Genomic DNA, 14,319 nt, shown 5'->3' on the forward strand with positions numbered 1-14,319 from the left:
GCCGCCGCGGCTGTCTGCGCCTCCGCTCCCCGGCCGCAAACACATGGGTCGGGCTGATCCGCGGCCCCAGGGGTCCGCCGCCGAGGTGGGCGACGCCCCCGTCGGCGAAGGTCCGGGCCTCCTCCACCATGACGAAGCCCGGGGCGATGAGCATCAGGGTGCCCTCGAGGGTGCCCAGGGCCCGGAAGACGGCCGCGACCTCGGGCGGGATGGTCAGCCCGTGCCGCTGGACCAGCCGGAAGAGGTCGGTGAAGATCTGCACGCTGGGCGTGGAGCCGGGGGCGAAGTAGCGGGACAGGAAGCGGCCGAGCTCCCGCTGGAGCCGCTGCTCGTCGATCTCCTCGGGCCGGGTGACCACTTCCAGCAGCGCGTCACAGAGGGCGGCCGGATCCTGGCTGTTGAGCGAGAAGAGCAGGGACCGCAGACCGGAGCGGACCTGGGCGTCGACCCGGCCGACCGAGCCGAAGTCGATCACCCCGATGGCGCCGTCGTCCAGCAGCAGGATGTTCCCGGGGTGGGGGTCGGCGTGGAAGGTGCCGTCGGTCATCACCTGGTGGAACATGTTGACCATCACCTTCCTGGCCAGCGCCAGGCGTTCCTCCGCGGTGCCCTTCAGGACCGCGGCGGCCGAGCCGATGGGGGTGCCGGAGAGCCGCTCCATGACCAGCACCTGCTCGCCCGACCACTCCTCGTACACCCTCGGCAGCCGGATGCCGGTGCCCTCCGAGCGCCGGCTCCAGGCCGCGCTCACGGTGGCGATATTGGCCGCCTCGATGCGGAAGTCCAGCTCCTCGCGGACCGAGGTGGCGAATCCGTCGGCCAGGTCCACCACTCCCAGCGCGCGGGCCCAGCCGGCCCGCCGCTCCAGCGTCCTGGCGAACCGCAGGATGATCTGGAGGTCGCATTCGGCGACCTCCCGGACCCCCGGGCGGCGCACCTTGACCACGACCTCCTCGCCCGAGTGCAGCCGGGCCGCGTGGACCTGCGCGATGGACGCCGCCGCCAGCGGCTCGTGGTCGAAGTGGGCGAAGGCCTCCGCCAATGGCACGCCCAGCTCCCGCTCCAGGGCCTGACCCACCACCTGCCAGGGCTCCGGGGAGACCTGGTGGTGCAGCCGCCCCAGCTCGGCGATGAACGCGGGCGGGAGCAGGTCCCGGCGGGTGGACAGCACCTGGCCCAGCTTCACGAAGGTGGCGCCGCCCTCCTCCAGTGCCAGCCGCAGCGGCCTGGCCATCCGGCCGGACCCCGGCCCCCGGCCCACGGTGGGGACCGCGCCGTACCGGCCGGGGCGCAGCCCGTGCCGCATCGCGATGGACACGATGTGCCAGTAGCGGCGGGTGCGGGCCACCCGGGACCGCACCGAGCGCACCCAGCCGCGCGGCCCGCCCAGCGTGCCGCTGGGCGCGACCACTTCGAGGACGGCCAGGAAGCCGGTGGTCACCACCAGCGTGGAGCCGAACTGCACCCCGGTGAGGATGCCGCGCTGCTCGGGGCGCTGCATCAGCAGGCTGAAGACGGCCAGGCCGACCACGCTGACCAGCCCGGCCAGCAGGGACCGTACGATCCCGATGCGCAGGCCCAGCAGCCTCCGGGCGCTGAACACGAACGCCATGATGAACGCGCTCATCACCAGGAGGGCCAGGAGGAACTGGGCCAGCTTCATCACAGCGCGGGGTCCTTAGGGGTCCTTCGGGTTCAGCGTGCGGCGGCCCGGTGGTAGGCGCGGGCGGCCATCGGGGCCACCACGATCAGCAGACAGCTCAGGATCAGACAGCCCGCGGCCAGCGGATGCTGGGCCGGCAGGGCGTCGCTCACCACCGTGGAGGGGTTGCCCCACAGGTCCCGGCAGGCGCTCACCACGGAGCTGATGGGGTTCCACTCACCGATGATCTGCATCCAGCGCGGCAGCCCGTCCAGCGGTACGAAGGAGTTGGACAGCAGCGCGAACGGCAGGACCATCAGCGAGGAGATGGTGTTCACCGCCTCCGGGCTGCGCACCACCAGGCCGATCAGCGCGCCGATCCAGCACATGGTGAAGCCGAGGAGGAGCAGCAGGCCGAAGCCCGCGGCGGTCTTCACCACGCCGTGGTGCGCCTTCCAGCCGATGAGCAGGCCGACCAGCGCCATCACCAGGCAGCTGAGCGCCGTCATCGCCATGTCCGAGACGGTCCGGCCGAGCAGCACCGCGTAGCGGGACATCGGCAGCGACCGGAAGCGGTCCACCAGACCGTTCTTGAGGTCGTCCGCGACACCGGCGGCGCTGGTGCCCACCGCGGAGAACATCACCTGGGTGAAGATGCCCGCCATGATGTACTCGCGGTAGTTGCCGCCGGGCACCGACATCGCGCTGCCGAAGAGATAGCCGAAGATCAGCACCATCACGACGGGCGCGATGGTCACCCCGATCAGCTTCTCGGGCACGCGGGCGATGTGCTTCATATGACGCCCGGCCAGGATCCAGGTGTCGGTTGCCAGTTCCTTCATGCTGCCGTCTTCCCCTCGTCCTCGTCGGACTCCCCGGCGCTGCTGCGCCCGGTCAGCGCGAGGAACACGTCGTCCATGGACGGCCTGCGCATGGCGAAGTCCGTCACCTCGATTCCCTTGCCGCGCAGCGCGGTCGCCGCGTCGGCGATGGAGTCGATACCGGAGCCCACCGGCACCGACACGCTGCGGCCCTGGTCCCCGACCACGGGCTCGCCGACCGCGACGCGCTCCAGCAGCGCGGTGACCTCCGGGACCGTGGCCGGGTCGGCGAGGCTGACCTCGAGGCGCTCCCCGCCGACCTTGCGCTTGAGCTCGTCCGGGGTGCCGTCGGCGATGAGCATCCCCTTGTCGATGACCGCGATGCGGTCGGCGAGCTGGTCCGCCTCCTCCAGGTACTGGGTGGTCAGCAGGACGGTGACGCCCGCGTCGACCTGCTCGCGGACCATGGACCACAGGGTCATCCGGCTGGTGAGGTCCAGGCCGGTGGTCGGCTCGTCCAGGAACAGCACGTTCGGGTCGGCCAGCAGGCTCGCGGCCAGGTCCAGCCGGCGCCGCATACCGCCCGAGTAGGTCTTGGTCTCCCGGTCGGCGGCGCCGGTGAGGTCGAAGCGCTCCAGCAGTTCCTCCGCCCGCCGCTTGGCGCTGGCGCGGCCCATGCGGTAGAGCCTGCCGATGAGGACGAGGTTCTCCCGGCCGGTCAGCCGCTCGTCCACGGCCGCGTACTGTCCGGCCAGGCCGATGCGCCGGCGGACGTCCAGGGGCGCCTTGACGATGTCGTGGCCGGCCACCATCGCCCGGCCGCCGTCGGGCGGCAGGAGGGTGGCCAGGATCCGTACGGTGGTGGTCTTCCCGGCTCCGTTGGGTCCGAGGAGGCCGAGCACGGACCCGGCGGGCACCGTGAGGTCGACGCCCTTCAGCACCTCGTTGTCGCCATACCGTTTGCTCAGGCCCTCGGCCTCGATCGCCACGTCCATGTTCTCTCCTGGAAAGGTCGCCGGTGGGTGCGTGATCGGGGCGCCGCCGTCATCGGTCGATGCCCGCGAGACCGCGGGCATTTCGGCGGCCGGTTCCCCGGGAGACGGCGAGCGGATCCCAGCGCTCGTCGCGGTCGGGCAGCAGGTCCGTATCGCCCAGCACGGCACCGTCGTGCACCTCGTGCATCAGCCGGCGGCCGACGATGGCCGAGGCGCAGGCGATGCCGCCGACGGCGACACCGGTGATGCCGCTGCCGTAGCGGGTGTTGGCGCCCACCACGTGCAACCCCTCGACCTGGGTGCGGGTGTCGGGGCGTGCGCCGACGCCGCCCCAGTCCGCGAGGCCGAAGGGGGTGCCCCCGGTGGACAGGGTGTAGCGCTCATGGGTCAGCGGGGTGGCCGCCTCGAGGTGGGTGATGTGGTCCCGGAAGGGGCCGATCGCCCGCTCGGCGGCGGTCAGCATGGCCTCGGTGAACTCTTCCTTGCTCTTCCGATAGGCGCCGTTACGGCGGTAGCGGGTGCCGTCGGCGGGCCCGGTGGTCACGCCCCAGCGGTCGTACTCGGGCGGACAGAGCGTCATCACCTGGAAGTTGCTGTGGCCCGGCGGGCACACGGCGCGCCCCTCGGGGTCCTTCCGCGAGGCGAAGGACAGGAAGAGGAAGGAGACCGGGTCGATGTCGCCCTCGGCGAGCCGCCGGTAGTAGGTGTCGATGTCGTCGTCCGCGTACCACCACAGATTGGCGTTGCGGCGCTCGGGCAGCGGCCGGTCCAGGGCGACGTACAGCGTGGCGAACGGCAGCCCCATGGCCGCCTCGCGGGTCTTGGTCACCAGCTTGGCGGGGAAGTGCTCGGCGCCCACCAGGTCCAGCACGGTACGGCGGTAGTCGGCGTTGGAGACCACCAGCGGGGCGGAGAAGCTGCGCCCGTCGGCCAGCCCCACCCCGGTGACCTTGCCGCCGTCGACGAGGACACGGGTCACATGGGCCCGGGTGAGCAGGGTCCCGCCGTGCGCCTCCAGGGACTCCACCAGGCCCGCGGCCAGCATCTGGCCGCCGCCCTCGGGGTAGTAGGCGCCGCGCACATAGTGGTCGGTGACGGTCGCGTGCATCGAGACGGTCGCCTGGTCGGGCCCCATGCCGTAGTTGGGCGACTGGGCGGCCAGCACGGTCCTGGCCCGCGCGGAGAGTCCGCAGTGGTCGAAGAGCCTGGACAGCGGATGGCGGCCCCACTTGAGGGTGACGGGCGTGCGCGCGACGAGGTCGGCGACGGTCAGCTCCTCCCCGGACAGCAGGGCCGAGCGCATCTCGGCGCCCAGGGCCTCGCAGATGTCGAGGAAGGTGTCCAGGCCCTCGGCGTCCCGCGGCAGCGTCTCCTTCAGGCGCCGCCGGTAGCGGTCCCAGCCGGCGGGCATGAACATCGACGTGCTCGGCAGCACGATCTCGTCGAAGCCGTCCTGGTCCATCTCGCGGTAGGTGATCCGCTTGTCCAGGCCGAGGCCGCCGAGGATCGCGGGCAGTACCCCGCCGGGTCCGCAGTCGCCGAGGTAGTGGACGCCGACGTCGAACTCGTAGGCCCGGCGACGGCGGAACACATGGCTGTTGCCGCCCGCGACGTCATGCTGCTCGAGCACCAGGACCCGCCGTCCGGTCACCGCCAGATAGGCGGCGCAGACCAGGCCGCCGATGCCGGAGCCGACGACTATCGCATCCCAATCATCCCGGTTCGTCATGCTGGGGATCCCATCTCTGTCTCAATCGCCGTAACCGTCGCAGCAATCGGGGCCGCGGTCCCGGGCGGTGACCGGAAGCTGCCACCCACACCTTTCGCCCGTACGGCGCCGCGGAGCCGCTTCCCTTCGCTCACCTGCGCCTTCGCCTTCATCGCAGCCGCAGCAGCGCGCAGGCGACGGCCCCGTCGCGGTCCACCGAGGTGATGACCGCGACCTTGCCGGAGGCGTCCGGGGCGTCCTCGGCGGTGGCGAGGACCGCGACCACCTGGAAGGCCGCCGCGGCGGCCGAGGTGTCCCCGATCGGCTCGGGGTGCGGCACCCAGCGGGGCTCCACCGCGCCGAACAGCGCCTCCAGCACGCCCCGTTCGGCCACTCCGGCGGTCCCGGCGGGGGCGGAGGGCGAGACGGCCCACACCTCGGCCGGGGTCACCCCGGAACGCCGCAGGGCCCGCTCCACGCACCGGGTCAGCGCGGGCGCCGGCCCGTCCGAGCCGGCCACCCCCGACTCCACCAGCACCACTTCGGCCAGGCCCGCCGCCGCGTCCGGCGCGTCGGCGGGGACCAGCCGCAGCACGGCGCAGCCCTCGCCGAGCACCACGGCGTCGGCCCGCTCGTCCTCGCCCCGGGTGTGGTGCTCCAGCCAGGCGCGGGCGGCCGAGTGCTCCTCCACCGCGCCGACCAGCACACTGCCCGCCCGGCCCGAGGTCAGCAGCCGCCGCCCGTAGTGCAGCGCCTGGAGCCCGGAGGCGCGGCCCGCGGCCACGGTGGCGTTGGGCCCGCGCAGCCCGTACCGGATGGCGCACTGCCCCGAGGCGCAGTTCATCACCGTGTTGGGGAACTGCGAGGGGTCGACGTAGAAGGGCTTCTCCTGCAGGAAGGTGTCGCGGGTGTGGTCCATGATGGACTGCGCGCTGCCGGTGTTGGTGCCGAGCACCAGCGCCACGTCGTCCCCGCCCGAGGCGGGGCCGGGGTCGCCGTCCGTGACCTCCCGCAGCAGCCGGTCCACGGCCGTGACGGCCAGTCCGGTCACCCGGTCCATGGACCGGGTTCCCTTGCGTCCCAGCACCTCGCGGAGGACGAAGCCCGGCACCAGACAGGCTCGTTCACCGGGGCCCGACCACTCGGCCGGGTCGAGTTCCACCGCCGTGCTCCGCCCGGACCGCAGGCCCTCGACGAAGGCGTGGCGCCCGATCCCGTACGGCGACACCGCCGACCAGCCCGAGATCACGGGACCGCGCACCGCGGCAACCATGGCCGTCACAACCGATCCACTCCTTGGGGAATCCACGCGGGTCCCGGCGGCCGCGCCCCGGGAGCCCGCTCACAGATAGAAGACCGCGCGGTAGCCGGGCCAGCGGGCCGCCATGGCCCCGGCCGGTACCGTGCGTACGCCGGGCAGCAGACCGGACGTGGCGTCCGGGCCGTACGCCCGCAGGTCCTGCTCCTCGATCCACACGCCGACCCCGGCCGCGAGCAGCACGTCCAGGCCCTCGCCCGGGGTGTTGACCTGGGTCAGCTCCCGCTTCCCCAGGCGCGGTACGGGCGTCCGGGCGGCCCGGACGGCGTAGCCGACCGCCGGGCCGCGCAGCAGGACGTCCAGGCCGCCCAGGTGGCGGTGGAACAGATAGGCGCAGTAGAGGCCGTCGGAGAACTGAGTCTCCACCGCGCCCCGGTAGGCGCGCTCCACGATGGCCAGCGCGCGCCGCTCCTCCTCCGCCACGGTCACATCACCCCCAGGTAGAGCGTCTTGTCCGCGGCGGCCACATGCTCGGCGAACCGCGCCGGGGCCCGCACCGGGACCTCCGGGATGTGGTCCACCGCGCCTCGGTCGTCGCTGCAGAACCGGCAGGCGTACCAGCGCAGCCGGCCGGGGAAGGCGGTGAGCAGCTCCCGCACCAGCAGGCTGGTGGACGGGTAGTCCACGGACCATGCGGCGAGATTGCGGGGTTTGCTGTCGCCCAGCCCCCGCTGGGTGAGCATGGTGGCGTAGCCGCACGCCCAGATCTGCACCGTGGCCCCGTCCTCCAGCATGGCCTGCGCCAGCCGCAGCACGCTGGTGAGCAGGTCGTTCTCGTACGGCGCGCCCATGACCGTCAGCAGCACGTCCGAGCGGGGAACCGTCGTGGTCCTGGCCATCTCAGTGCCACACCACCCGGACGCCGGGGGCGAGCACGCGGGCGGAGACCTCCGGCATGCCCACCACCCGTGCCTCGGGGATGAGCCGGTCCGCGGGCAGACCGCGCTGGGCGAGGGAGAAGTCGTCCACCCACACCTCGCCGCCCGCCTCGGCCAGGGCCCGCACCTCCACCGAGTCCTCCTCCGGCTCGCGCACGGCGGCGGTGACGGCGTCCTGCACCAGCACCAGCTGCACCGGGTGGCCGGAGAGGGCCAGGGTGCGGGCGTCCCGGACGAACGCGCCACAGGCGGCGCCCGCCCAGGGGCCACGGCTCTCGATGAGCAGATGAGGGGAGTTGAGTACCGGTGGGTCTTCTCGCGTCATGATGTCCATGCCTTCAGCCGACCGTCGTGCCGTTCACGGCGTGGCCAGCATCGCCAGGGCCGGGGCGGTGTTCCAGGCGGGCGACATGATCCTGCCAGTGCTCCCGCCGGCCGTGGAGCACGAATTCGATCAGATCGGCCGAGGTCACCGCGCCGTTGAGCTGCCGCATCCGCTTCCGCGTGGCGGCGGTCCGGGCCGCGATCCCGGGGTCGGACGCGACGAAGGACACGGCGTCGCGCAGCCGCGCGGCGGTCGCCTTGTCCAGCGGGACGTGCCGCCCGAGCCCCAGTTCCACGACACGCTCGGCGTTGATGTGCTGGTCGTTGACCTGCGGGACGGTGACCATGGGGACCCCGTGGTGCATGGCCTCGAGCACCGAGCCCATACCCCCGTGGGTGATGAAGGCCGAGGCCCGCTCCAGCACCGCCAGCTGGGGTACCGAGCGGCGCTGTTCGACATTGGGCGGCAGCGGGCCGAGCAGCGCGGGGTCGAGGGTGCCGGTGGCCAGCACCACATGCCAGGGCGTGCCGGTGAAGGCCGCCACCACCTCCCGGTAGAAGGCCGGCTGACCGCTGCCCGCGGACCCCAGGGCCACCAGCAGCACCGGCCGGTCGTCCACGGGGGCCCGCCACTCGCCCTGGTGCCCCCGGTCCCCGACGCAGGGGCCGACGAAGGCGTAGCGCCCGTCCACGGCGTCCCCGTCGATCTGGAACTCCCGGGGCATCGGCACCAGACAGCGTTCGGGCAGCCCGGTGTAGTCGTCGATGGACAGGGCGATACCGGCCTTGTCCAGGAACGTGCGGAACTCCCGGCGGTACTCCGACCAGCGCGGATCGTCGGCGAAGAACTCGTCGAACATCTCCTGGCGGGCCCGGCGCTCCTCGGCGTTCGCCGTGGACACATGGGTGGAGGCCAGGCAGATGACCGGGACCTGCCAGCGGTGGGCCAGCAGCCGGCCGGTGAGCGCGCCGAAGTCGTGCAGCACCAGGTCGGGCCGGTCCTCCTCGAACGCCCGCAGCTGCCCGGGGAGGATGGCGATCGCCTCGTCGAGGGCGAGGCGGGACATGGCGACCGGGTCATCGGAGGGCCAGTCCTCGACCCGGTCGGAGGCGGGCAGTGTCGTCTCGTACGGCACCAGGGCGGCGCCGGTGGCGCGCACCTGCGGGCCGAACTCGGCGGGCACGGCATAGCTCACCCGGTGCCCGCGGCGCACCAGCTCGGCCACCGTGCCGAGCGTGGGGTTCACATGGCCGTGGGCCGGGATGTTGAAGAACGCGATATGGGCGATAGGTCTGTCACTCGGATCCATGGCACGCTCCGGGTCAGTCTCTGGTGACGACGACGGGGAGCCGCGAGGCGCCGATCATGTCCGAGGTGTCGAGGAACTCGATGTCCGCGTCCGGCACCACCTGGATGGAGCGGTAGCGGTCCAGCAGCAGGTTGAAGGCGATCCTGCTCTCCAGGCGGGCGAGCGGGGCGCCGATGCAGTAGTGGATGCCCTGGCCGAAGCCGACGTGGCGGTTGTTCTCCCGGTGGATGTCGAACCGGTCGGGGTCCGCGAAGGCGTTCACGTCGCGGTTGGCGGAGGAGATCCACACATGGACCAGTTCCCCGGCCGGGATGATCTCCCCGCCGATCTCCACGTCCTCGGCCGTCATCCGCACGAAGTTGCTGAACGAGGGCCGGATGCGGACGACCTCCTCGATCGCCTGGGGCACCAGGGAGCGGTCGGCGCGCACCTCGCCGTACAGCTCGGGGAAGCGGTCGAAGGTCAGGACGATGTTGCTGATCAGGGCCGCGGTGGTGGTGATCCCGCCCATCAGCAGGACGCCCGCGAAGCCCACGATCTCCTCGTCGTCGAGCGTCCGGCCGTCCATCTCGGCCCGCACGAGCGTGGTGATCAGGTCGTCCCGCGGCTCGGCGCGGCGCCTGCGGATCTGCTCGAACATATAGGTGTTGAGGGACTTCAGCCGCATCGCCGTCGCCCGGTGCCCCTCGACGCCCTGATTGCTGGCGTGCAGCAGATTGGCCCATTCCGCGAAGAGGTGGGCGTCCTCGCGGGGGGCGCCGAGGATATCGGCGATGACGGCCACGGGGAACGGGAAGGCGAAGTCCGCCGCGATGTCGAAGTGCTCCTTGTCGCCCACCGCGTCCAGCAGCCCGGTGGCGATCTGGAGCAGCTTCGGCTCCAGGCCGGCTATGTAGCGGGCGCTGAACGCCTTGCTGACCAGCATCCGGAATTTCCGGTGCCGGGGCTCGTCCATCGCGGCGATGTTCCCCTTGAAGAAGACGTCGTAGTCCTCCTGGGGCGGCGTGATGTCGGACATGTCGTTAACGAAGACATCGGTGTTGGACATGATGTGGGTGACATCCTCATGCCGGAACACCGACCACTGGAAGGTCTGCTCGTTGTAGCTGACCGGCTCTTCTCGCCGCATCTTCGCCAGCCATTCGAAGAAGTGCGCGTTCGCTTCGGCGGCCTGTGGGGGACGCACGGCATCACTGGTCGTCATCGCGTGTCTGCTCCTTATGAAGTTACGGGTCTACTGGCCGCCGCACCGTGAGCGTCCGGTCCGGGGCCGTCCATTTCCTCGAGTTTCGCGGCCAGAATGCGGCCGATCTCCGCCAGCGGACCGGGCTTCATCAGGTCCGTGTGCTGCCGGTCGACTTCCCTCGTCTCGATCCGCCCGCCGACATAGGGGCCCCAGGTGGCCGGGGTCGGGGAGATGTCGATCTTGTCGAGCGTGGCCACGACCAGCAGGATGTCTCCGCTGAACTTGTCGGCCTGATGGGTGTTGAACAGCTCGCTGTTGTTGGCGTAGATCCTGGTGATGGCCTCGATGTGGCGGCCCTCGAGGGTGGCCATGGCGCTGCCGAGGCGCTGCAGCACCTCGGTCACCCGCTCATGGGTGAGCGGTCCGCTTCCGAGGTAGCGGCGGTCGTAGCCGACCCACCGCAACAGGTCGGCCAGCACGTCCTGTTCGTCGATGGGCGGCATCTTCTGGTTCGGGTAGGTGTCCAGCACACCCAGCAGATCGGTCTCCTCGCCCAGCGCCTCCAGGCGGGCGGCCATGGCGTGGGCGATGACCCCGCCGGCCGAGTAGCCGACCAGCCGGTAGGGGCCGGTGGGCTGGACGGTGCGGATCTGCCGCACATAGTCGTCGGCCATCTCGGCGATGGTCGAGGGCAGTCGCTCGCCGTCGTCGTCGAGGCCGCGCGCCTGGAGGCCGTAGACGGGGTAATCCTGGCCCAGGTGCTTGATCAGCCCGGAGTAGCACCAGCTGAGGCCGCCCGCCGGGTGGACGCAGAAGACCGGGGGACGGGTGCCGTGCGGCCGCAGCGGCAGCAGCACGTCCAGCGGCTGTCCCCGGTCGTCGTCGTCCAGGTGGACGGCGAGTTCGGCGGGGGTCGGGGCCTCGAAGAGGCTGCGGATGGTGAGTTCGACGCCGAACGTGGCGTGGACGCGCTTGAGCAGCCGGGTGGCCAGCAGCGACTGTCCGCCGAGGTCGAAGAAGTTGTCGTCCACGCCGACGCGGGGAGCGTCCAGGATCTCCGCGAACAGACCGCACAGGATCTCCTCGCGCGGCGTACGCGGCGCCCGCCCACCCGCGCTCACCGGAGACTCCGGCGCGGGCAGCGCCTTACGGTCCAGCTTGCCGTTCACCGTCAACGGCAACCGCTCCAGCACCACGAACGCCGACGGCACCATGTGCTCGGGCAGCATCCCCGCCGCACGCGCGCGCAGATCCTTCGCCTCCACCTCGGCACCCGCGTCCGGAACCACATAGGCGACCAGGCGCTTGTCCCCGGGGCGGTCCTCACGGACCACCACGACCGCCTGACCGACCCCCGGGCACTCCCCCAGGACGGACTCGATCTCGCCCAGCTCGATCCGGAACCCCCGCACCTTCACCTGGTCATCGGCCCGCCCCACGAACTCCAGCACGCCCTCATCGGTCCACCGCGCCACATCCCCCGACCGATACATCCGGCTGCCCGCCGGACCGAACGGATCGGCCACGAACCGCCCCGCCGTCAAATCCGGACGCGCCCAATAGCCGCGCGCCACACCCGCGCCCCCGACATACATCTCCCCCGCCACCCCGGCGGGCACCGGACGCAGACCGCTGTCGAGGACATAGACCCGGAGGTCGGGAATTCCGACGCCGATGACGCTTCCCGCTCCGGATGTCGCGATCCGGGAATCCAGCGCCGCATAACTGACGTGGACGGTGGTCTCGGTGATTCCATACATGTTCACCAGCACCGGACCGGAATCCCCATGCCGGTCGAACCACTCCTCCAGCCGCCAGACATCCAGCGCCTCGCCACCGAACACCACCCACCGCAGCCCCAACCGGGCACCCATATCCGGGGCCTCACGATCGGCCTGCATCAGCTGGTAAAAGGCCGACGGCGTCTGATTCAGCACCGTCACGCCCTCATCCACCAGCAACCGCAGGAACTCCCCCGGTGAACGGCTCACCTCGAACGGCACCACCACCAGCCGCCCGCCCCGCAGCAGCGCACCCCACAACTCCCACACCGAGAAATCAAAGGCGAAGGAGTGGAACAGGGTCCACACATCGTCCGGGCCAAAGCCGAACCAGCGATCCGTGGCCTCGAACAGCCGCACCACATTTCCGTGCGGCACCACGACGCCCTTGGGCCGTCCCGTGGATCCGGAGGTGTAGATGATGTACGCGGCCGCGTCCGGTGACGTCCGGATGCCGACATCCGACCCGTCCAGCCCCGCCAACTCGGCCGTGACCCCGGCGTCGTCGAGCACCACCAGCGGAACCCCCGCCGGCACCCCGACCCCCGCACCCGCCACCGTCACCACCAGCGACGGACCGGCGTCCTCCCACACATACGCCACCCGGTCCGCCGGATAACCCGGATCCACCGGCACATACACCGCCCCCGCCTTCAGCACCGCGAGAACGGCAACCACCAGATCCGCCGACCGGGGCAGCACCAGCCCCACCCGGTCCTCGACGCCCACGCCCCGCGCCACCAGCAGCCGCGCCAGCCGATTCGCCCGCGCGTTCAACTCCCCGTATGTCAGGGACTCCTGGCCGCACACCACCGCCACGCTCCCGGCGGACTCCCGCGCCCGCGCCTCGAACAGCTCGGTGAGGGTGGTGTCCGGGCGCGCGGCCGGGGCGGCGTCCCCCGGCGGCAGCAGCCGGGCCCGCTCCTCGGGCAGGAGGATGTCCACGGTGCCGAGGGCGCGGTCCGGGCCCGCGTCCGCGAGGGACTCCATCAGCCGGACGAACCGGCGCTGGTGGAGGGCGAGATCGTCCTCGCCGTACAGCTCGGGGTTGCCCTCGAAGTCGATGCGCAGCCCCTGGCCCTCCCCCAGGTCGTGGACCACGACCGACAGGTCGTCCACCGGGCCGAGGTTGAGGGTGTGCGGGGTCGCGGGCAGCTCGCCGAAGGTCAGCCCGTGGCCGAACATCATGATGTTGATCTGCGGTCCGACCAGGCGCTGGTCGCCGCCGAGCAGGCCGAGGTCGCGGCGCAGGTCCTCGTAGCGGTAGCGCTGGTGCCGCAGCACCCGCCGCATCGCCCCGGCGACCTGGGTGAGCAGGGCGTCGAAGGTGGACTCGGGCCGTACGGACAGCCGCAGCGGCAGGACGTTGGAGACCATGCCCGGGGTGGCGCGGGCGATCTTGCCGAGCCTGCCGGTCACGGGCAGTCCGACGACGATGTCCTCGCCTCCGCCGAGGCTCTGCAGATAGGCGGCGAGGACCGCCGTCACCACGGGCGGCCAGGGGACCCCGGCCCGGTCCCCGGCCGCCCGCAGCGCGCGGGTGGACTCCCGGGAGAGCCAGGTGGTGCCGCGCCGCAGGCGGGTGGGCATGGTGGGGTCCGCGGCCGTCAGGCTGGGCGGCCTGGGGCGGTCGGCGAGCAGGGTGTTCCAGTGCGCCTTGTCCTTGGCGAAGTCCTCCGAGGCGCGGTAGCGCTCATCGGCGGCCACCAGCTCCGCGAGCGGGGCGAACTCGCTCCCGGGTACCGGGGTGCCGGCCGCCAGGGCGGTGTAGATCTCGGCGACCCGCCGGGTGACCAGGGCGCCGCTGAAGCCGTCCAGCACGATGTGGTGGCAGCGCAGGTACCACAGGAAGCGGTCGGGGGCGGTCTCGAGGACGGCGAAGAGGACCAGCTCGTCGTCGAGGAGGTTCAGCGGGCGCCGGAAGTCGGCGCGCATCCACGCCTCGGCCGCGGCCTGGGGATCGTCCTCATGGCTGACGTCGAGGTACCGCACCGTGCCCGTGCCGTCCGGGTCGACCACCTGCCATACGCCCTCGGCGTCCTCGACGAAGCGGGTGCGCAGCGCGTCGGTCTCCCGGACGACCCGGCGCAGCGCCTCCTCCAGGAGGTCGGGGTCGAGCAGTCCCTGGATCTCCAGGTACTGGGCACCGTTGTAGATCGGGTTGTCGGGGTCCAGCCGCTGGGCGTACCACATTCCCGACTGGGCGGCGGTCAGGGGGAGCCGGGTGGTCCGGGCGTCAGGCATGTCTCGTTCATCCTCGGTCGCGGTGAGGCTCGCGTATCGGGTGGCGCGCTCTCGCGCGGCGGCGGTGCCAGGAGGCGGGCCCCGGCCCGGGGACGGCCGCACGGGTCAGGTG

11 protein-coding genes are annotated in these 14,319 nt (G+C 71.8%); all 11 read right to left on the reverse strand.

Annotated features, from left to right (window positions below; translation table 11 throughout):
- Positions 1-1,663 (reverse strand): ABC1 kinase family protein (locus ACFXB5_RS23045; RefSeq protein ID WP_385210882.1); only part of this gene is annotated, 1,663 nt, incomplete at its 3' end.
- Positions 1,664-1,695: 32 nt separating this feature from the next.
- Complete coding sequence (locus tag ACFXB5_RS23050; RefSeq protein ID WP_385210884.1) at positions 1,696-2,484, reverse strand: ABC transporter permease; 789 nt, start codon at positions 2,482-2,484, stop codon at positions 1,696-1,698.
- A complete protein-coding gene (locus ACFXB5_RS23055) occupies positions 2,481-3,458 on the reverse strand; it encodes an ATP-binding cassette domain-containing protein (RefSeq protein ID WP_385210887.1) in 978 nt (325 codons plus the stop codon). Before ACFXB5_RS23055 ends, ACFXB5_RS23050 begins: the two co-directional genes overlap by 4 nt.
- 49 nt (positions 3,459-3,507) lie before the next feature.
- The gene (locus tag ACFXB5_RS23060) at positions 3,508-5,187 is read right to left on the reverse strand and encodes a phytoene desaturase family protein (protein WP_385210890.1); all 1,680 of its coding nucleotides are present in this window, start codon (positions 5,185-5,187) and stop codon (positions 3,508-3,510) included.
- A 148-nt stretch (positions 5,188-5,335) separates the two neighbouring features.
- Positions 5,336-6,439 carry a beta-ketoacyl synthase N-terminal-like domain-containing protein gene (locus ACFXB5_RS23065; protein ID WP_385210901.1) on the reverse strand — a complete coding sequence of 368 codons (1,104 nt, stop codon included), beginning with the start codon at positions 6,437-6,439 and terminating at the stop codon, positions 5,336-5,338.
- Between the two features lie 69 nt (positions 6,440-6,508).
- Positions 6,509-6,913 carry a hypothetical protein gene (locus ACFXB5_RS23070; protein WP_201852735.1) on the reverse strand — a complete coding sequence of 135 codons (405 nt, stop codon included), beginning with the start codon at positions 6,911-6,913 and terminating at the stop codon, positions 6,509-6,511.
- Complete coding sequence (locus ACFXB5_RS23075) at positions 6,910-7,323, reverse strand: hypothetical protein (RefSeq protein ID WP_201852734.1); 414 nt, start codon at positions 7,321-7,323, stop codon at positions 6,910-6,912. The genes ACFXB5_RS23070 and ACFXB5_RS23075 overlap by 4 nt, the downstream gene beginning before the upstream one ends.
- 1 nt (position 7,324) lies before the next feature.
- Positions 7,325-7,687, reverse strand: coding sequence for a DsrE family protein (locus ACFXB5_RS23080; RefSeq protein WP_385210893.1), 363 nt, complete (start codon positions 7,685-7,687; stop codon positions 7,325-7,327).
- A 13-nt stretch (positions 7,688-7,700) separates the two neighbouring features.
- Positions 7,701-8,996, reverse strand: a complete 1,296-nt coding sequence (locus ACFXB5_RS23085) for a macrolide family glycosyltransferase (protein ID WP_385210896.1) — start codon at positions 8,994-8,996, stop codon at positions 7,701-7,703.
- A 13-nt stretch (positions 8,997-9,009) separates the two neighbouring features.
- Entirely contained in the window at positions 9,010-10,200 is a 1,191-nt protein-coding gene (locus ACFXB5_RS23090; protein ID WP_385210898.1) for a cytochrome P450, read from the reverse strand.
- Between the two features lie 14 nt (positions 10,201-10,214).
- Positions 10,215-14,207 carry an amino acid adenylation domain-containing protein gene (locus tag ACFXB5_RS23095; RefSeq protein WP_385210900.1) on the reverse strand — a complete coding sequence of 1,331 codons (3,993 nt, stop codon included), beginning with the start codon at positions 14,205-14,207 and terminating at the stop codon, positions 10,215-10,217.
- Between the last annotated feature and the right edge of the window lie 112 nt (positions 14,208-14,319).

Source organism: Streptomyces sp. NPDC059455, assembly GCF_042750115.1.
Classification (GTDB): Bacteria; Actinomycetota; Actinomycetes; order Streptomycetales; family Streptomycetaceae; genus Streptomyces; species Streptomyces endocoffeicus.